Annotated in this window: 16 protein-coding genes; 9 read left to right on the forward strand and 7 right to left on the reverse strand. The window is 68.2% G+C overall.

Annotated elements, in window-relative coordinates; all coding sequences use genetic code 11:
* The first annotated feature begins 25 nt into the window (after window positions 1-25).
* The 3 genes from flgK to CFB34_RS25010 all read left to right on the forward strand — a co-directional run bounded on the left by flgK (window position 26) and on the right by CFB34_RS25010 (window position 4,868).
* Entirely contained in the window at window positions 26-2,008 is a 1,983-nt protein-coding gene (gene flgK / locus CFB34_RS25000) for a flagellar hook-associated protein FlgK (protein WP_089441204.1), read from the forward strand.
* A gap of 22 nt (window positions 2,009-2,030) precedes the next feature.
* On the forward strand, window positions 2,031-3,272 hold the full coding sequence (gene flgL / locus CFB34_RS25005) for a flagellar hook-associated protein FlgL (RefSeq protein WP_089441203.1): 1,242 nt from the start codon (window positions 2,031-2,033) through the stop codon (window positions 3,270-3,272).
* Window positions 3,273-3,560: 288 nt separating this feature from the next.
* On the forward strand, window positions 3,561-4,868 hold the full coding sequence (locus CFB34_RS25010) for a solute carrier family 23 protein (protein WP_089441202.1): 1,308 nt from the start codon (window positions 3,561-3,563) through the stop codon (window positions 4,866-4,868).
* Window positions 4,869-4,926: 58 nt separating this feature from the next.
* On the opposite strand, the gene CFB34_RS25015 is transcribed toward CFB34_RS25010, so the two are convergent.
* Window positions 4,927-5,811, reverse strand: a complete 885-nt coding sequence (locus CFB34_RS25015; protein ID WP_069249062.1) for a transcriptional regulator GcvA — start codon at window positions 5,809-5,811, stop codon at window positions 4,927-4,929.
* A 96-nt stretch (window positions 5,812-5,907) separates the two neighbouring features.
* On the opposite strand from CFB34_RS25015, the gene CFB34_RS25020 reads away from it, so the two are divergent.
* The 6 genes from CFB34_RS25020 to gor all read left to right on the forward strand — a co-directional run bounded on the left by CFB34_RS25020 (window position 5,908) and on the right by gor (window position 11,502).
* A complete protein-coding gene (locus CFB34_RS25020; protein WP_089441201.1) occupies window positions 5,908-6,546 on the forward strand; it encodes a chromate transporter in 639 nt (212 codons plus the stop codon).
* On the forward strand, window positions 6,543-7,070 hold the full coding sequence (locus tag CFB34_RS25025; protein ID WP_039369134.1) for a chromate transporter: 528 nt from the start codon (window positions 6,543-6,545) through the stop codon (window positions 7,068-7,070). Before CFB34_RS25020 ends, CFB34_RS25025 begins: the two co-directional genes overlap by 4 nt.
* A gap of 56 nt (window positions 7,071-7,126) precedes the next feature.
* The gene (locus tag CFB34_RS25030) at window positions 7,127-7,825 is read left to right on the forward strand and encodes a YoaK family protein (protein WP_089441200.1); all 699 of its coding nucleotides are present in this window, start codon (window positions 7,127-7,129) and stop codon (window positions 7,823-7,825) included.
* 349 nt (window positions 7,826-8,174) lie between these two features.
* Window positions 8,175-9,296, forward strand: a complete 1,122-nt coding sequence (locus CFB34_RS25035; RefSeq protein ID WP_034190325.1) for a porin — start codon at window positions 8,175-8,177, stop codon at window positions 9,294-9,296.
* Window positions 9,297-9,671: 375 nt separating this feature from the next.
* The gene (locus tag CFB34_RS25040) at window positions 9,672-9,902 is read left to right on the forward strand and encodes a hypothetical protein (protein WP_089441341.1); all 231 of its coding nucleotides are present in this window, start codon (window positions 9,672-9,674) and stop codon (window positions 9,900-9,902) included.
* Window positions 9,903-10,143: 241 nt separating this feature from the next.
* Window positions 10,144-11,502 carry a glutathione-disulfide reductase gene (gene gor / locus CFB34_RS25045; protein ID WP_089441199.1) on the forward strand — a complete coding sequence of 453 codons (1,359 nt, stop codon included), beginning with the start codon at window positions 10,144-10,146 and terminating at the stop codon, window positions 11,500-11,502.
* A 73-nt stretch (window positions 11,503-11,575) separates the two neighbouring features.
* On the opposite strand, the gene CFB34_RS25050 is transcribed toward gor, so the two are convergent.
* The 6 genes from CFB34_RS25050 to potA form a co-directional block, all read right to left on the reverse strand.
* Window positions 11,576-12,877: an FAD-binding oxidoreductase gene (locus CFB34_RS25050; protein WP_089441198.1), complete on the reverse strand. Its 1,302-nt coding sequence runs from the start codon at window positions 12,875-12,877 to the stop codon at window positions 11,576-11,578.
* 25 nt (window positions 12,878-12,902) lie between these two features.
* Window positions 12,903-14,207: an FAD-binding oxidoreductase gene (locus tag CFB34_RS25055; protein ID WP_089441197.1), complete on the reverse strand. Its 1,305-nt coding sequence runs from the start codon at window positions 14,205-14,207 to the stop codon at window positions 12,903-12,905.
* Between the two features lie 111 nt (window positions 14,208-14,318).
* Window positions 14,319-15,896, reverse strand: a complete 1,578-nt coding sequence (locus CFB34_RS25060; protein ID WP_089441196.1) for a DUF3138 family protein — start codon at window positions 15,894-15,896, stop codon at window positions 14,319-14,321.
* 116 nt (window positions 15,897-16,012) lie between these two features.
* Complete coding sequence (locus CFB34_RS25065) at window positions 16,013-16,852, reverse strand: ABC transporter permease subunit (RefSeq protein WP_011353448.1); 840 nt, start codon at window positions 16,850-16,852, stop codon at window positions 16,013-16,015.
* Entirely contained in the window at window positions 16,849-17,835 is a 987-nt protein-coding gene (locus tag CFB34_RS25070) for an ABC transporter permease subunit (protein ID WP_089441195.1), read from the reverse strand. Before CFB34_RS25070 ends, CFB34_RS25065 begins: the two co-directional genes overlap by 4 nt.
* A 10-nt stretch (window positions 17,836-17,845) precedes the next feature.
* Complete coding sequence (gene potA, locus CFB34_RS25075; RefSeq protein WP_089441194.1) at window positions 17,846-19,000, reverse strand: polyamine ABC transporter ATP-binding protein; 1,155 nt, start codon at window positions 18,998-19,000, stop codon at window positions 17,846-17,848.
* Window positions 19,001-19,147: the final 147 nt, after the last annotated feature.

Raw genomic sequence — 19,147 nt, forward strand, 5'->3', positions numbered from 1 at the left:
CGCGGCCGGCTCATCAGGATCGCGCATGTCCAACACACTCATGAACCTCGGCGTCAGCGGCCTGAATGCCGCGCTCTGGGGCCTCACGACGACCAGCAACAACATCAGCAACGCGGCGACGCCCGGCTATTCGGTCCAGCGGCCCGTGTATGCGGAAGCGAGCAGCCAATACTCGGGCAGCGGTTACATGCCGCAAGGCGTGAACACCGTCACCGTGCAGCGGCAGTACAGCCAGTACCTGAGCGACCAGCTGAACACCGCGCAGACGCAGGGCGGCGCGCTGTCGACGTGGTACACGCTCGTCGCGCAGCTGAACAACTACATCGGCAGCCCGACGGCGGGGGTCTCGACCGGGATCACGAACTACTTCACCGGGCTGCAGAACGTCGCGAACAACGCGTCCGACCCGTCGGTGCGGCAGACCGCGATCAGCAACGCGCAGACGCTGGCCAACCAGCTCAACGCGGCCGGCCAGCAGTACGACGCGCTGCGCCAGAGCGTGAACACGCAGCTCACCAGCACCGTGTCGCAGATCAACACGTACACCGCGCAGATCGCGCAGCTGAACCAGCAGATCGCGGCGGCGAGCAGCCAGGGGCAGCCGCCGAACCAGCTGCTGGACCAGCGCGACCTCGCGGTGTCGAACCTGTCGGGCCTGGCCGGTATCCAGGTCGTGCGCAACGACAGCGGTTACAGCGTGTTCATGTCGGGTGGCCAACCGCTCGTCGTCGCCGACAAGAGCTATCAGCTCGCGGCCGTCACGTCGCCGTCGGATCCGAGCGAGCTGACCGTCGTGTCGCAGGGGATCGCCGGCGCGAAGCCGCAGGGGCCGAACCAGCCGTTGCCCGATTCGTCGCTGTCGGGCGGCACGCTCGGCGGCCTGCTCGCATTCCGCAGCCAGACGCTCGACCCCGCCCAGGCCCAGCTCGGTGCGATCGCGACCAGCTTCGCCGCGCAGGTCAACGCGCAGAACGCGCTCGGCATCGACCTGTCGGGCAACAAGGGCGGCAACCTGTTCACGACGCCGTCGCCGACCGTGTACGCGAACCAGGGCAATACCGGCAACGCGTCGCTGTCCGTGTCGTTCGCGAACGCGTCGCAGCCGACCACGAGCGACTACACGCTGTCCTTCGACGGCACGAACTACACGCTGACCGACCGCGCGAGCGGCGCGGTGGTCGACCAGAAGGCGGGGCCGATGCCGGTTTCGCTCGGCGGGCTGAATTTCTCGACCCCGTCGGGCTCGATGAGTGCCGGTGACAAGTTCACCGTGCTGCCGACGCGCGGCGCGCTGAACGGCTTCGGCCTCGCCACGACGAGCGCGTTGGCGATCGCGGCAGCCTCGCCGGCCGTCACGTCGGCGGCGAGCACCAACACCGGCACGGGCAAGATCGCGCTGGGCGGCGTCACCGCGGGCTATCAAGTGCCGACGACCAAGCTGACCTATGACGCGACGGCGAAGACGCTGACGGGTTTCCCGGTCGGCACCACGGTGACGATCGGCACCACGCCGCCGACGTCGGTCACGATCAACAACCCGACGGACACCGTCCCGTACGACCCGGCGGCCGGCGCGACGATGACGATGTCGGGAACGGCCGCGGGCGCGCTCAACGGCGTGAGCGTCACGCTGTCCGGCGCCCCGGCGACCGGCGACTCGTTCACGATCGGGCCGTATGCGGGCGGCACCAGCGACGGCTCCAACGCGCTCGCGCTGTCGAAGCTGGTCAACTCGAAGGCGTTCGGCAACGGCACGACGACGCTCACCGGCGCGTATGCGAGCTACGTGAACGGCATCGGCAACACGACGACCCAGCTGAAATCGTCGAGCGCCGCGCAGACCGGGCTGATCGGCCAGATCACCCAGGCGCAGCAGTCGGTGTCGGGCGTGAGCACGAACGAGGAAGCGGCCAACCTGATGCAGTACCAACAGTTCTACCAGGCGAACGCGAAGGTGATCCAGACGGCGGCGACGCTGTTCCAGACCGTGCTCGGCCTGTTCAATTGACCGGATTCGAGGGATAGAAGCGATGCGGATTTCCAGCGCCCAGTTCTTCCAGCTGAACGTTTCACAAATGAACGATCAGCAGGCCCAGCTTGCGCAGCTGTATCAGCAGATCTCGAGCGGTGTGAGCCTGCAGACGGCGGCGGACAATCCGGCCGGCGCGGCGCAGGCCGTGCAGCTGTCGATGACGTCGGCGACGCTGTCGCAGTACGCGACCAACCAGACCGCGGCGCTCGCGTCGCTGCAGGCCGAGGACCAGACGCTGCAGAACGTGAGCACCGTGCTGACGAACACGCAGTCGCTGCTCGTGCGCGCCGGCGACGGTTCGATGTCCGACAGCGACCGCTCGGCGCTCGCCACGCAGCTGCGGGGTTACCGCGACCAGTTGATGACGCTCGCGAACACCAACGACGGCGCGGGCAACTACCTGTTCGCCGGCACGAAGAATTCGGCGGCGCCGTTTTCGACGACACCGAGCGGCAGCGTCGCCTATGTCGGCGACACCGGCACGCGCCAGGTGCAGATCGCCGATTCGAGCACCGTGTCGCAGGGCGACACGGGCGCGGCCGTCTTCATGTCGGTGCCGGCGATCGGCAGCTCGCCGGTGCCGTCGGCCGGCGCAGGCAACACGGGCACCGGCACGATCGGCGCGGTCACGGTGACGAACCCGGCGATCGCGACGAACGGCCATCAGTTCTCGATCACCTTTGGCGGCACGGCCGCCGCGCCGACCTACACCGTGACCGACAACTCGGTCAGCCCGCCCACCACCACGCCGGCGCAGGCCTATTCGTCGGGCTCGGCGATCTCGCTCGGCGGCGGAATGACGGTGGCGGTGTCGGGCACGCCGGCCGCCGGCGACACGTTCGCCGTTGCGCCGGCGCCGCAGGCGAGCGGCGGCTCGGACGTGTTCTCGACGCTCGACGCGATGATCGCGGCGCTGAAGACGCCCGTGACGGGCAACGCGGTGGCGGGCGCGGCGCTGAAGAACGCGCTGATGACCGGCTCGACCAAGCTGGGCAACACGATGCGCAACGTCACGACGATCCAGGCATCGGTCGGTGGCCGCGAGCAGGAAGTCAAGGCGATGCAGGCCGTCAACCAGACCGCGTCGCTGCAGGTCACCAGCAACCTGTCCGACCTGACGAGCACCAACATGGTGACGACGATCAGCCAGTTCCTGCAGATGCAGAACGCGCTGACGGGCTCGCAGAAGGCGTACGCGCAGTTGCAGAACCTGTCGCTGTTCCAGTACATCAACCCCTGATGTCCGCCGCGCCGGCCGCGATGTGAGCGCCCGCTTGCGTTGCGGCGGGCACCGATCGCCGCCCGCGCAGGTTCCCGCGCAGGCAGGCGCTTCATCGAGGCGCGCCATCGTGCCCCGTTTCGCACACGCGGCAAGCCGCGCAACGTGCTCGCCGGCGCCGCTCGGCGGCCCGCTTTTCCGCCCCATTGTCGGCCTGCTTGCCAGCCCCATTTCCGCTCCGTAAACTCGCGCCAGATTCCAGACCGGCGCATCCTCCGCAGCCGGCGACCGACAGGAGCCCTTTTCCCCATGTCCGATTCCTACTTCCCGCGCTGGCGGGTGCAATCGACCGGCGCGGCCTCGCGCGTGGTCGGCCCCGACGAGCGCCTCGCGTGGCCGCAGATGGTCGCGATGGGTGTGCAACACGTCGTCGCGATGTTCGGCTCGACCGTGCTCGCGCCGCTGCTGATGGGCTTCGACCCGAACCTGTGCATCTTCATGTCGGGCGTCGGCACGCTGCTGTTCTTCGTGCTGGTCGGCGGCCGCGTGCCGAGCTACCTCGGCTCGAGCTTCGCGTTCATCGGCCTCGTGATCGCGGTGACCGGCTACGGCGGCAGCGGCCCGAACCCGAACATCCCGGTCGCGCTCGGCGGCATCGTCGCGTGCGGCGTCGTGTACGTCGCGCTCGGCCTGCTGGTGCAGGCGATCGGCACGCGCTGGATCGAGACGCTGATGCCGCCCGTCGTGACCGGCGCGGTGGTCGCGGTGATCGGGCTGAACCTCGCGCCGATCGCGGTCAAGGGCGTGTCGGGGTCGACCTTCGAATCGGTGATGGCGCTCGTCACGGTGCTGTGCGTCGGCGGCGTCGCGGTGTTCTCGCGCGGCATGGTGCAGCGCCTGCTGATCCTGGTCGGGCTGGTGATCGCCTATGCGATCTACGCGGTCGCGACCAACGGGATGGGGCTCGGCAAGCCGATCGATTTCTCGATCGTCGGGCAGGCGGCCTGGTTCGGGGTGCCGAGCTTCCGCGCGCCGGTGTTCGATCCGCACGCGATGCTGATGCTCGCGCCGATCGCGGTGATCCTGGTCGCGGAGAATCTCGGCCACATCAAGGCCGTCAGTGCGATGACGGGTACCAGCCTCGATCGCTACGTGGGCCGCGCATTCATCGGCGACGGGCTCGCGACGATCGTGTCGGGCAGCGTCGGCGGCACGGGCGTGACGACCTACGCGGAGAACATCGGCGTGATGGCCGTCACGCGGATCTACTCGACGCTGGTGTTCGCGCTCGCCGCGGTGATCGCGATCGTGCTCGGCTTCTCGCCGAAGTTCGGTGCGGTGATCCAGACGATTCCGGGCCCGGTGCTCGGCGGCGTGTCGATCGTCGTGTTCGGGCTGATCGCGGTGACGGGCGCGCGGATCTGGGTCGTCAACAAGGTCGACTTCTCCGACAACCGCAACCTGATCGTCGCGGCCGTCACGCTCGTGCTCGGCGCCGGCGATTTCTCGCTGAAGATCGGCGGCTTCGGGCTCGGCGGGATCGGCACCGCGACGTTCGGCGCGATCATCCTGTACGCGATCCTGCGCAAGGAAAAGGAACCGGGCCCGGTGGTCTGAGCGTTCGGCGGGCGGCGCGCTGCCGCCCGCGTCATCTTGTGCGTCGACCGTCGACGCGCTACGCGCCGACGTTCGACTGCGTCTGCAGCCACGCGCAGAACTGCGCGACGAGCGGATCGTCCGCCGGCGCGCGCGGCGCGATCCACCAGTAGCTGCGCGTCGCGATGCGCGGCCCTTCCAGCGGCATCACCAGCCGGCCGCTCGCGAGCTCGTCGTCGATCAGCGGCAACGGGCCGAGCGCGACGCCCAGGCCGTCGACGGCCGCCTGCAGCGCCAGGTAGAAGTGGTCGAACGACTGCCGCTTGCGCCCCTTCATCGCCACGCCGGCCGCCGCGAACCAGTCGCGCCAGCCTTCCGGCCGCGTATCCGAATGCAGCAGCACATGGCGCGCGAGATCGTCCGCGCGCGCGATCGGCGCGCGCTTGAGCAGCGCGGGGCTGCAGACGGGAATCACGCTTTCGTCGAGGAAGTGGCCGCTCGTGCAGTTCGGCCAGTGGCCGGGGCCGCGGCGGATCGCGACGTCGAAGCCGTCGAGCGTGTCGAGCGGCGCATTCGACGTCGACAGCTTCAGCTCGACGTTCGGCACGTCGCGCTGGAATCGCGACAGGCGCGGCAGCAGCCATTTCATCGCGAAGGTGGGTAGCGCATTGATGCGCAGCACGCGTGCCGCGCCCGTGTTGCGCAGCTGCTCGGTCGCGAGCGCGATGCTGTCGAACGCCGCGCGCACGGTGTCGAGGTAGCGGCGGCCTTCGTCGGTGAGCTTCACGCGCTTGCCGTAGCGGTGGAACACCGGCTTGCCGAGCCAGGCCTCGAACCCGGCGATCTGCCGGCTGATGGCACCGTGAGTCACATGCAGCTCGTCGCCGGCGGCGCTGAAGCTTTCATGTCGTGCCGCGGCTTCAAAGGCCCGAAGCGCGGAAAAGGGCGGGAGATCGCGTGCCATGCTTGTGATTCTAAATCACAAAGGCGCGCCGATAAAATCGTTTTGCCGGTATGCCGAACGGCGGTAACCTCGGGTCACCGTTTGATAAGGAACCCCATGCAATCCGCTTCTCCGCCGGCCGCCCCGCCGCCGGCCGCCTCACCCCGCGGCGTCGGCCTCGCCGAGTTGTTCACCGGTTTCCTGTCGCTGGGCCTCATGTCGTTCGGCGGCGCGCTGCCGTTCGCGCGGCGCACCATCGTCGAAGAGCGCAAGTGGCTCTCCGCCGACGAATTCACCGATCTGCTCGGGCTGTGCCAGTTCCTGCCGGGCGGCAACGTGATCAACCTGTCGGTGGCCGTCGGCATGCGCTTTCGCGGCGTCGCTGGCGCGTTCGCCGGCATTCTCGGGCTGATCGCGGGCCCGACGCTCGTCGTCGTCGCGCTCGGCGTGCTGTACGCGAAGACGCAGAACGATCCGCGCGTGCAGCACCTGTTCGCGGGGCTGGCCGCGGCGGCGGCCGGGCTGCTCGTCGCGATGGCCGTGAAGGTCTTGAAGCCGCTGCGGCATGCGCGGGCGGCGGCCGGCATCGCGGCGCTCGCGTTCGTCGCGATCGCGATGCTGCGCATCCCGCTGCTGACCACGATGCTCGTGCTGACGCCCGTCAGCGTGTGGTTCGCGTCGCGCCGCCGCGACGCGGGTACGCCGCAGCCGGCGCCGGCCGCGGCGCGCGACGCGCAGCGAGGAGACCGGCCATGAACGACACGCTGATCGCCATCGCGACGATCTTCAGCCAGTTGTCGCTGCTCGCGTTCGGCGGCGGCAACACGATCCTGCCGGAGATGCAGCGGCAAGTCGTCGACGTCCATCACTGGATGAGCGCGCACGAGTTCACCGCGCTGTTCGCGCTGGCCCAGGCGGCGCCCGGGCCGAACATGATGATCGTGTCGCTGGTGGGCTGGCACGTGGCCGGCTGGAGCGGGCTCTTGGTCGCGTCGCTCGCGAAGTTCGGGCCGTCGTCGATCGTCACCGTGCTCGCGCTGCATGCGTGGGAGCGCTTTCGCGACCGGCCGTGGCGCCGCCATGTGCAGCAGGGGATGATGCCGGTCACCGCCGGGCTCGTCGCGGCGAGCGCGGTGCTGATCTCCGAGGCGTCGAACCGCACCGCGATCCAGTGGGGCATCACGGCCGCGTGCGCGGTGCTCGCATGGCGCACGCGCATCCATCCGCTGTGGCTGCTCGCGGGCGGCGCGCTGATCGGACTCACGGGCATCGGGCAATGACCGGCGCACTTTGACCGCCCGTGCGCCATACTGCGCGAATCTTCACGGGAGGCTCGATGGATCTCGACGGCGCCAGCCGCAATCTCACTGTCGCCGCGTTGCTGACGCTGTCCGGCGGCTACCTCGACGCGTACACGTATGTCGGCCACGGCCACGTGTTCGCGAACACGATGACCGGTAACGTCGCGCTGCTCGGCATCAACCTGTCGGCCGGCGAATGGGCCGCCGCGCTGCATCACGTGCCGCCGCTCGTCGGCTTCACGATCGCGGTGTTCGTCGCGCACCTGCTCGGGCTTGCCGCGCAGCGCGGCTGGATGAAGCACACGGCGTTCGCGAGCCTGCTCGTCGAGATCGCTTTTCTCGGTGTCGCCGCGAGCGGCCTCGTCGGCGCGTCGAGCGCGTGGCTGATTCCAGGCATCTCGTTCGTTGCAACGCTGCAGACGCTGTCGTTCACCCATCTCGAGGAGTTGTCGTACACGTCGGTGATGACCACCGGCAACCTGCGGCGTGCCGCGCAGAAGCTGTTCGTCGGGCTGATCCCGCGCTACGACGCGGGAGCGCTGCACGACTCGGCGCTGCTCGCGACGATCAGCTTCTGCTTCCTGGCCGGCGCGGTGGTCGGCGGCCTCGTCACGCGGCTCGCGCCGGAGGTCGCGCTGTGGGGCGCCGTGCTGCTGCTCGTCGGCGCGTTCGCGGAAATCGTGCGGCGCGCGTGGCGCCGGCACTCGGCCGACGACGGGCCGGCCGCGGCGTGACCGCGCATCCCGCGGGCGCACCCCTGCGTGCGGCCCGGGCGTGCTCGCGCGTGCGCCCGTTCCGCGGCACTGCCGCGCGATCCTGACAGACCCGACGCATCGTCAGCCGCGCGAGCGGCCGCTGCCGTGCGGCGCCCGATGCCGCCCGCTGCCCGCCGGACGTGCGTTGCCGCGTGCAGCGTTGTGTGCGGGCGACAGTTCCGCCGTTACCGCACATTTCAATTTCTTTCAGCGATGGCAGTCGTCATATGATTCAGCCCACATCGCGCGCGCCAAGAACGTGAGCGATCGCCACCCGGCTGCGCACGCGGCCGGCCATGAATGGAGACACCTACAAAAAGGAAAGCTCATGAAGCAGACCACCCGACTCGCAGCCATCGCAGGGGGCGCCGCGCTCGCATTTGCCAGCCAGTACGCGGCCGCACAAAGCTCGGTCACGCTCTGGGGCGTCGCCGACGCCAGCATCCGTTACCTGACCAACGCCAACGCCAAGAACGACGGCCTGCTGTCGATGACCAACGGCGCGATCACGAACAGCCGCTTCGGCATCTACGGTACGGAAGACCTCGGCGGCGGCCTGAAGGCCGTGTTCAACCTCGAGAGCGGCGTGAACCTGCAGAACGGCGCGTTCGCCGACAGCGGCCGCCTGTTCAACCGCGCAGCGTACGTCGGCCTGCAGAGCCCGTACGGCACGGTGACCCTCGGCCGCCAGAAGACGCCGCTGTTCGACCTGCTGTCGGATACCTACGATCCGCTGACGGTCGGCAACTACCTCGAAAACGCGTGGCTGCCGGTCGCACTCGGCGGCGGCCTGTATGCGGACAACCAGATCAAGTACACGGGCAAGTTCGACGGCCTGACCGCGAAGGCGATGTACTCGACCGGCACCAACTACGAATCGACCGGCGCGGGCGGCTTCTCGGGCCAGATCCCGGGTTCGCTCGGCAAGGGCAATGCGTGGGGCGTGTCGCTGTCGTACGTGATGGGTCCGCTGAGCATCGCGGCCGGCGCGCAGCAGAACAGCGACAACTCGGCGCGCAAGCAGACGATCTACCACGCGAACGTCGTGTACGCGTTCAGCAAGGCGAAGATCTACGCGGGCTACCTGCGCTCGAAGGACGACACGGGCTTCGTCGACAGCCTGCTCGCACAGCAGACGATTCCGGTCGCGAAGGGCACCGGCCGGATCGACGACGGTCCGTTCGCGGGCGTGAGCTGGCAGGTCAGCGCGCCGCTGACGCTGACGGGCGCGTTCTACTACGACCACATGCGCAATGCGATGACCACCAACGGCACGCTCGCGAGCGGCAACCGCTACGCGATCGTCGGCATCGCCGAGTACGCGCTCAGCAAGCGCACGGAAGTCTACGGCACCGTCGACTTCAACAAGACGAACGGCGCGGCGAACGTCGAGCTGCCGGGTCGCAGCAACCAGACCGGCATCGCGATCGGCCTGCGCAATATCTTCTGACGAACGTCGGAACGCATCGGCCGGCAGTCGTCCGGCCTGCATCGAAGGGGCGCCGCGAGGCGCCTCTTTTTTTTCGTCACGCGACCTTCATGCGCGCGCACGACTATTCGGCGAATGCTTCATCACGAGACCCCCGCGCCGTAAGGGTTTCGTCGGCAATCCAGAACATACTTTTACAGTGCGCGCGCATGCTTTCCGCTACGCTGCGTGCATCGCCCGTTGCGTGCCGCCCGGCGCGCGCGTGCGTCGTTCCGGTTGCGCTCGGCGAGTGCGGCCGGCCTGGTGCGTAACTTGTGTATCCGGTGATGACAATCGCGGTCTGCCGGTTTTTTTCGTGGGACGATGCGCTCACGATTTTCTTGAAAGGGGATGACGATGGGTATCCTGAACACCGTGGGTGAAATCGCTGGCGCAGTCGCTGCTGTCGAAGGCGCGGAAAAGCTGGATCCGGATGCGGGCCTGCTGACCAAGGCGGCCGCCGCCGTCGCCGGCTTCAAGGGTGCGGAAGCGATCGAAGGCATGCTCGAGAAGAAAAAGGAAGACCAGCCCGAACAGGCTGGGGACGACACGCAGGCGACGGACGGCAGCGACACGTCGCAGGCATGAGCATGGCGGCCGGTCCGGCCGTGGGCGCGCCCTTCGCGCGCCCGTCGGACCGGTGCTGCGCAGCCGGCAGGTCGGGCATGCGGTCGATCGGTGACGCATGACACACCCGGCAGCTGGTTTGACCGGCGAGAGGCAACGTCTCTCGCCGTTTTTTATGGGGCGCGCCGGGCTGCACCGTGCGCCGCAAGCATCCCGGAATCTTGCTATCGTGCCGTCATCCGAACTGCGATGAGGGAATGCGATGGATTTCGACTACGACCTGTTCGTCATCGGCGCCGGCTCGGGCGGCGTGCGGCTCGCACGCATGTCCGCGTCGTACGGCGCGCGAGTCGGCATAGCGGAAGAAGAGCAGATCGGCGGCACCTGCGTGCTGCGCGGCTGCATTCCGAAGAAGCTGCTCGTCTATGCATCGCACTACCCGCATGAAGTCGAGGACGCGAAGGGCTTCGGCTGGACCTTCGGCCCCGGCACGCTCGACTGGCCCGCGCTGATCGCCGCGAAGGATCGCGAGATCAACCGGCTCAGCGACATCTACATCAACCTGCTGCGGCAATCGGGCGTCGAGATGCACGCGGGGCGCGCGACGCTCGTCGATGCGCATACGGTCGCGATCGGCGAGCGCACGATCCGCGCGCGCCACATCGCGATCGCGACCGGCTCGCGCCCGGCGATGCCGGCGCGGCCCGGCATCGAGCATGCGATCACGTCGCGCGAGGCGCTGTCGCTTGCCGCGCTGCCAAAACGCATCGCGGTGGTCGGCGGCGGCTATATCGCGGTCGAGTTCGCGGGCATCTTCAACGGCTTCGGCAGCCACGTCGACCTGTTCTATCGCGGCGAGAAAATCCTGCGCGGCTTCGACGACGACGTGCGCCAGTTCCTGACCGACGAGATGACGAAAGAGGGCGTCACGATCCATGCACGCTCGGTGATCGAGTCGATCGAGCGCGCGGACGACGGCACGTTGAGCGTGCGCGTCGGCGCTGCGCGGCACGGGCCGTACGACCAGGTGCTGTATGCGACCGGCCGCGTGCCGAACGTCGACGGCCTCGGGCTCGAGCAGGCGGGCGTGATGCTCGACGCGCGTGGCGCGATCGCCGTCGATGCGTACTCGGCGACGTCGGTGCCGTCGATCCATGCGATCGGCGACGTCACGTCGCGGCCGCAGCTCACGCCGGTCGCGACGCGCGACGGCGGGTTGCTCGCCCGCACGCTGTTCGGCGGGTCGCGCGTCGCGGCCGATCACGAATGGGTGCCGTCGGCGGTGTTCAGCCAGCCCGAGGTCGCGACGGTCGGGTTGACCGAGTCGACCGCGCGCGACCTGTACGACGGCGACGTCGATATCTACCGCACGTCGTTCAAGGCGCTGCGCCACACGCTGTCGGGCCGCGACGAGCGCACGCTGATGAAGCTGGTCGTCGCGCGCGACAGCCAGCGCGTGGTCGGCGCGCACATGGTCGGCCGCGATGCGGGCGAGATCATCCAGGGCATCGCGATCGCGATTCGCGCGGGTGCGACCAAGGCGCAGTTCGACGACACGATCGGCATTCACCCGACCGCGGCCGAGGAGTTCGTGACGATGCGGCAGAAGGTGGCGGATTAGCGGGCGCGTCAGCGCACGGCGGCAACGGAACGGCTGCGTGTCGGCGCGGCCGTTTGTCGTTGATGTGACCCGCTCAATGCACGCCAAACGCGTCGAGCAGCCGGTACCAGCTCATCGCGAGCACCAGCGCCGGCGTGCGCAAGGCTTCGCCGCCGGGGAAGTCGCGATGGCGGATCTTGTCGAACAGGTCGAAGCGGCTCGCCTGTCCGTTGATCGCCTCGGCGATCAGCTTGCCCGCGAGCGCGGTCGTGTTCACGCCGTGCCCCGAGAATCCCTGCGCGAAATACATCGTCGGCGCGATGCGGCCGAAGTGCGGCGCGCGGTTCATCGTGATGTCGACGAAGCCGCCCCATGCGTAGTCGACCTTCACGTCCGCCAACTGCGGGAACGTCTTCAGCATGTCCGCGCGCATCGCCGCCGCGAGATCGCGCGGCTCCCGCGTCGAATAGCTGACCTTGCCGCCCCACACGAGCCGCGTGTCGGGCGCCGGCCGGAAATAGTCGAGCACGAAGCGGCTGTCGCAGATCGCCGCGCGCGCAGGCATCAGCGCGGCGGCGCGCGCGTCGCCGAGCGGCTCGGTCGCGATCACGTAGGTGCCGACCGGCATGATCTTCTTCGACAGCGCGGGCGCGAGCGTGCCGACGAAGGTGTTGCACGCGAGCACGACGAAGCGCGCGCGCACGTTGCCGCCGCTCGTCTCGACGAAATGGCCGCCGGCGACGTCGCGCACGCGGGTCACGCAGCTGTCCTCGTGGATGCGCACGCCCGCGTCGGTCGCCGCGCGGGCGAGGCCGAGCGTGTAGTTCAGCGGATGGAGGTGGCCGCTGTCCGGGTCGTACAGGCCGCCGCAATAGCGCTCGGACTGCACGTAGTCGCCGAGTTCGTCGGCTTCGACGAAATGGAAGCGGTCGTAGCCGAAGCGCTTCGCGGCTTCGTCGCGCCAGCGCTTCAGGCCGTCGGCGTCGCGCTCGGTGTTCGCGGCGGTCAGGTAGCCGGGCACTAGCGCGCAGTCGATGTCGTGCTGCGCGATGCGCGACTTCACGAGCGACAGTGTTTCGAGCCCCATGTCCCAGATGCGCTTCACGTCGCCTTCCGGCATGAACTGCCCGAACGTGTCGATGTCGCACGCGAACCCGCCGATCAGCTGGCCGCCGTTGCGGCCGCTCGCCGCCCATCCGACCCGCGACGCTTCGAGCACGGTCACCGAATGGCCGCGCTCGGCGAGGTTGAGCGCGGCGGACAGGCCCGTGAGGCCCGCGCCGATCACGCACACGTCGGCATCGATCGTGCCGGCGAGCGGCGCGTGGCGGGTCGTATCGTTGGCGGTCGCCGCGTAGTAGGACGCGACGTGCGGCTGGTTGGCGAATGTCTGCATGGTCAGGATAACGGAGGAGTTTGGCTCAGAATAGCTCGCGCACGCGGTGATACAGCATCCCGAGTTCGAGTGCGGGTTGCCGCCACGCGTCGCCGCCGGGGAAGCGCCGGTGACGCATGCGCGCGAACAGGTCGAACGCACGCGTGTCGCCCGCGATCGCGCCGGCGACCGCGCGACCGGCGATGCCGGTGAGCGCGACGCCGTGGCCGCTGAAGCCCTGGACGTAGAAGAAGTTCGGATCGAGCGCGCCGAAATCCGGCGCGCGGTTGCGCGTGACGTCGACGAAGCCGCCCCACGCATGGTCGACGCGCACGTCGCCGAGTTGCGGGAACACGCCGACCATGCGGCGCCGGATCGTCTCGGCGAGCGTGGCGGGCGACGCGCCGGCCGAATTCGCGCGGCCGCCGAACAGCATCCGGTGGTCGGCCGACAGCCGGAAATAGTCGAGGAAGAAGTTGTTGTCGCACACGGCTTCGCGCTGCGCGATCAGCGCGTCGGCGCGCGCGTGGCCGAGCGGCTCGGTCGCGATGATGGTCGACGCGATCGGTGCGATGCGGGCGGCCGTCGCGGCCGGCAGCACACCGCCGGGGCCCGCGTTGCAGCACGACACGACGAAGCGGCAGCGCACGTCGCCCGACGGCGTGCGCACGATGGGCCGCTCGCCGCGCACGACGTCGAGCGCGGGCGTATGCGCGTACAGCGCGGCGCCTTCGCGGCGCGCGGCATCGGCCAGGCCGAGGCAGTACTTGAGCGGATGCAGGTGGCCCGACAGCGGATCGTAGACGCCCGCGAGATAGCGCGTCGATGCGATGCGCGCGCGGATCTCGCCGGTGTCGAGCCACGACAGCGACGGGTGACCCCAGCGCTGCGTTGCGGCGTCCATCCACCCGTGCAGGTCGTCGATGCGGCGCGGTTTCGTCGCGACCGTCAGGTAGCCGCGCGTGAAGTCGCAGTCGATCCCGTAGCGCGCGATCCGCTCGGCGATCAGCGCGACACCGTCGAGCGACAGCGACCACGCGGCGCGCGCGCCGTCGGCGCCGAGCTGCCGCTCGATCTCCTCGTCCTTCGCGAAGCCGGTGATCGCCTGGCCGCCGTTGCGGCCCGATGCACCCCAGCCGGGCCGGTGCGCATCGATCACCGCGACGGACAGCCCGCGCGCGCGGCAGTCGAGCGCCGTCGACAGGCCCGCGAAGCCGGCGCCGATCACACAGACGTCGACGTCGATCGTCCCGTCGAGCACGGGGTCGTCCACGGCGGGGCGCACGGCCGTCGCTTCGTAGTACGAGTCGCGCGCGAGCGCATCGGCGCGGCGGGTGAAAGACTGCGTCATGAATCGGGCTCCCTCGTTGCAGCCGGCGGCGGTGCATCGCGCACCGTCATCCGGCCGGTAAAAACGGCGCGGGACGCCGTGCGTGCGGCACGGCGTCCCGCGCGGGCTGCGTCAGAACGAATAGATGAACTGCGTCGCGAGCAGGTCGTTGGACTTGCCGTACGACCCGTCGTTGCGCAGGAACACCTTGTTGTTCGCCCAGTCGTGGCGGTATTCGACCTTCACGGTGATCTGCTGGGTCGGATAGAACAGCAGGTCGAGCGCCACGTCCTGGCGCACCGCGCCCTTGCACTCGAAGCCCAGGCCGCCGCCGGCCTTCGACTGCGCGAGGCAGTCCGCGTCGACGCCGAAGCCGTTGCTCGGGTCCATCCCGTTACCGTTCAGTGCGATGCCGCCACCGCCGCCGCCATTCTTCGAGTTGGCGAGCAGGTCGTAGCGCAGCGTCACGCCCATGCGGCCGACCACCGGCGCGTTGAACTTGCGGTGCGCGAGCAGCGACAGCCCGTACCACTGCGCGAGGCCGCCGTTGAACGCCGCATGCTGCTGACGGCCGTAGTCGACTTCCGCGTTGTACTGAATGTCGGCGAGCGTGTAGGTCGCGTCGAGTTCGCCGAAGAAGAACGAACCGTAGCCGCTCGGTGCCGCCCCGCCCGGGCCGTAATGGACGACGCCGTTCGAATCGATCGCGCTCGAGAGCGTCTGGCGGCCGATGTTGAACGACCCGCCGATGTCGAGCGCGCTCGACCACGTGTAGTCCGCCCGCGCGGTGAAGGTCGGCACCTTGTTGCTGGTGGTGATCGGATCGCCGAGCGCGTTGGTGCCCGTCGTCGTGACCGAACCGTAGGTGCGGTACTGCTCGTTGCCGAGGAAGAACTTCCACGCCCAGTTGCCCTTCGTGTAGTTCGCGCCGGCACCGATGTAGCTGCCCGGATCGGAGAAATCGTACAGCAGGTTGTGCGTGAGCGTGAGCATCTGGTTCGACTGCTGGACCTCGTAGCCGCCGAAGCTGGGGATCAAACCGGCGACGAGCGTCGTCGTCGCGGAGATCGGCACGTTGACGACCGCCGTGTTCAGGATGTTGTTGCCGATGTTGCCGCGCGAGTTCTGCAGCAGCGTGATGCCGTTGCCGCGGTTCGGCATCAGCGTGATTTCCGCCGACGGCGCCATCGGGCCGACGCCGAACGTCTTCTTGATGTCGAGGTAGAGATCGCCGAACGTGCTGTTGAAGTAGTTGTACGCGCTCTCGTGGTTCGCGAACAGGAACGACGACGTGCCGGCCGCGCGGTTGTAGATGTAGGTCGGGTCGATGTAGCCGGTGACCGACAGGCCTGCGAGCGGGCCCGTGTTGGCCGCGTCCGTCAGCGAGTCGACCTTCAGCTGCTGGTTCGCGATCTGCTGCTTCATTTCGCCGACCTCGTCGTTGGTCAGCGTCGCCTGCGCCTTGCCGTAGTCCGGCGAGCCCGGGTCGACGGCCACGGCGGCCGGCGCGGCGCCCACCCCTGCCTTCGTGCCGGCCTGGGCGGCCGCGGGGCCGCCCTTCGCCGACAGTTGCGCCTGCATCGCCTTCATCTGTTTCTGCAGCGCCGCGACCTGCGCCTGCAGCGCCTTGATCTCGGCGGATGTCGAGTCGGCCAGCGCGATGCCCGGTAACGCGCCGGCCACCAGCAGGCAGATCAGTTTCTTCTTCATTGCGGATTCTCCTTGTCGTGCGCCTGTCAAATCGGAATCGAATCGCGCGCCCCCCCTGGGGCAGCGCGGGTTGCTTGTCTGCAGTGCTTGTTATCTTTGAAGCGGGAAGCGGGGCGTCACGCCACCGCGAACGCCGCCTTCATGTCGGCGATGCGGCGTCGTTCGCGCGCGATCATCATCCGGTTCACGACGATCACGCCGATCGTCACCGCCGTGATGAACAGCGTCGCCAGCGCGTTCATCTCCGGGTTCAGCCCCAGCCGCACGCGCGAGAACACCACCAGCGGCAGCGTCGTCGAGCCCGGCCCGGACAGGAACGCCGACAGCACCAGGTCGTCGATCGACAGCGTGAACGACAGCAGCCACCCCGACAGCAGCGCCTGCGAGATCAGCGGCAGCGTCACCACGAAGAACACCTTCAGCGGCGTCGCGCCCAGATCGAGTGCAGCCTCCTCAAGCGACTTGTTCATCTCCTTCACGCGCGACTGCACGATGATCGCCACGTACGACACGCACAGCATCACGTGACCGATCCAGATCGTCACCATCCCGCGCCCCTTCGGCCAGCCGAACATCTGCTCCAGCGCAACGAACAGCAACAGCAGCGAGATGCCCTGGATCACTTCCGGAATCACCAGCGGCGCATTGATCATCCCCGTATACAGCGTGAAGCCCTTGAAGCGGCCGAAGCGCGCGAGCACGAAGCCCGCCCACGTGCCGATCACGACCGACGCGGTGGCCGTCAAGAGGCCGATCTTCAGCGACAGCCACGCGGCGGTCAGCAGCTCGTCGTCGTCCAGTAGCGCCGAGTACCACTTCAGCGAGAAGCCCGACCACACCGTCACCAGCTTCGACTCGTTGAACGAGTACACGACCAGGCTGATGATCGGGATGTACAGGAACAGGAAGCCGAAGGCGAGGACGCCCGTCGACAGCGGTTTGCTCGGCTTGATCATTTCGCGTCCTCCAGTTCCTTGACCTGGTAGTACTGGAACAGCGCCATCGGCACCAGCAGCAGCATCACCATCGCGACCGTCACGGCGGACGCCATCGGCCAGTCCATGTTGTTGAAGAATTCATCCCACATCACGCGGCCGATCATCAGCGTGTCGGCGCCGCCGAGCAGCTCCGGGATCACGTACTCGCCCACCGCCGGGATGAACACCAGCAGGCTGCCGGCGATGATCCCGTTCTTCGACAGCGGCAGCGTGATCCGCGTGAACGCGACCCACGGCTTGGCGCCGAGGTCGTACGCGGCTTCGAGCAGCGTGAGGTCCATCTTCACGAGGTGCGCGTACAGCGGCATCACCATGAACGGCAGGTACGAATAGACCATGCCGATGTAGACGCCCGCGTCGCTGTGATAGAGGCGCAGCGGCGTGTGGATGATGCCCAGCGCGATCAGCGTGTGGTTCAGCAGGCCGTCATCCTTCAGGATGCCGATCCATGCGTACACGCGGATCAGGAACGACGTCCAGAACGGCAGCATCACGGCCATCATCAGCACGTTGCGGCGGTTCGGTTCCGAGCGCGCGATGTAGTACGCCATCGGATAGCCGATCAGCAAACACAGCACCGTCGAGACGGCAGCCATCTTCAGCGAGCTGAGGTAGGTCGCGATGTACAGGTCGTCCTGCAGCAGGAACGCGTAGTGCGACAGCTGCAGCGCGAAGTGCACGACGCCGTCCTTGATCTCGACGAGCGACGTGTACGGCGGGATGCCCATCACCTGGTCGGCGAAGCTGATCTTCAGCACCAGCACGAACGGCAGCGCGAAGAACACGGCCAGCCACACGAACGGCACGCCGATCGCGACGCTGCGGCCCGACGGCAGGAAGCGCGACAGCGCGGCAAGGCGGCCCGGGCGGGCACGGCCGGCGCCGGCGCTCGCGGCGCCGGTCGGCACCGGCGCGGACGGATTGGAGGCGGAGGTTCTCATCGTGGCGTCCTCACTGCGTCAGCACGACGCCGCTGGCCGGCGACCACGACACGAACACGTCGTCGTTCCACGCCGGTGCGTTGTCGTTCATCAGGTGCGAGCTCGACAGGTTCGACACGACCGTCTTGCCGCTCGGCAGGCGCACGTGGTACAGCGAGTAGCTGCCCATGTACGCGATGTCGGTCACGACGCCGCGCGCCCAGTTGTGTTTCGAGCCCGGTTTCTCGCGCGACACGTGAATGCGTTCCGGGCGCACCGAGATGCCGACCGGCATCCCGAGCGGGCCCGTGATGCCGTGGCTCACGTACATGCGGGCTTCGAGGTCGTCGCTCTCGACGAAGATGTGGTCGGGTTCATCCTCCACGACGCGGCCCTCGAACAGGTTGGTCGAGCCGATGAATTCGGCCGAGAAGCGGCTGTTCGGAAATTCGTACACTTCGCCCGGCGCGCCGATCTGCACGATCTTGCCTTCGCTCATCACCGCGAGGCGGCTGGCCATCGTCATCGCCTCTTCCTGGTCGTGCGTGACCATCACGCAGGTCACGTCGACCTTCTCGATGATGTTCACGAGTTCGAGCTGGGTCTTCTGGCGGATCTTCTTGTCGAGCGCGGACATCGGCTCGTCGAGCAAGAGCAGCTTCGGGCGCTTGACCAGCGAGCGCGCGAGCGCGACGCGCTGCTGCTGGCCGCCGGAGAGCTGGTGCGGCTTGCGCTGCGCGTACTTGCTCATCTGCACGAGCGCGAGCGCGTCGGCCACGCGCTCCTTGATCTCGTTCTTCGGCGTGCCTTCCTGCTTGAGGCCGAACGCGACGTTCGATTCGACCGTCATGTGCGGGAACAGCGCGTACGACTGGAACATCATGTTCACCGGGCGGCGGTACGGCGGCAGCGAAGCGAGGTCCTCGCCGTCGACGAAGATCTTGCCCGAGGTGGCCGTCTCGAGCCCGGCGAGCATGCGCAGCAACGTCGACTTGCCGCAGCCCGAGCTGCCGAGCAGCGCGAACAGCTCGTTCTTCGCGATCGTCAGGTTCACGTTGTCGACAGCGGTGCTATCGCCGAATTTCTTCACGACGTTTTCGATGCGCACGAAGGCGTCGTTTTGCGTACGGGCCGCGGGGGCCGGTTGGGTCTGTCGTGCAGCAGCGGAAGAGGGTATCGATTGCATGGGATTCACCATTCGTTCTTCACGGATTGCAGGCGTGAGGGTCCCCGCGCGAGGTGCATGACGCGACTCACGGGCGACGGCTCGTGCCGGATGGAACAGTGCGCGCGGCGCGCGCAGGCGGACGAAGGTCCGCGGATCTCAGGCGGG

The sequence above is a fragment of the Burkholderia sp. HI4860 genome (genome assembly GCF_002223045.2).
Lineage (GTDB): Bacteria > Pseudomonadota > Gammaproteobacteria > Burkholderiales > Burkholderiaceae > Burkholderia.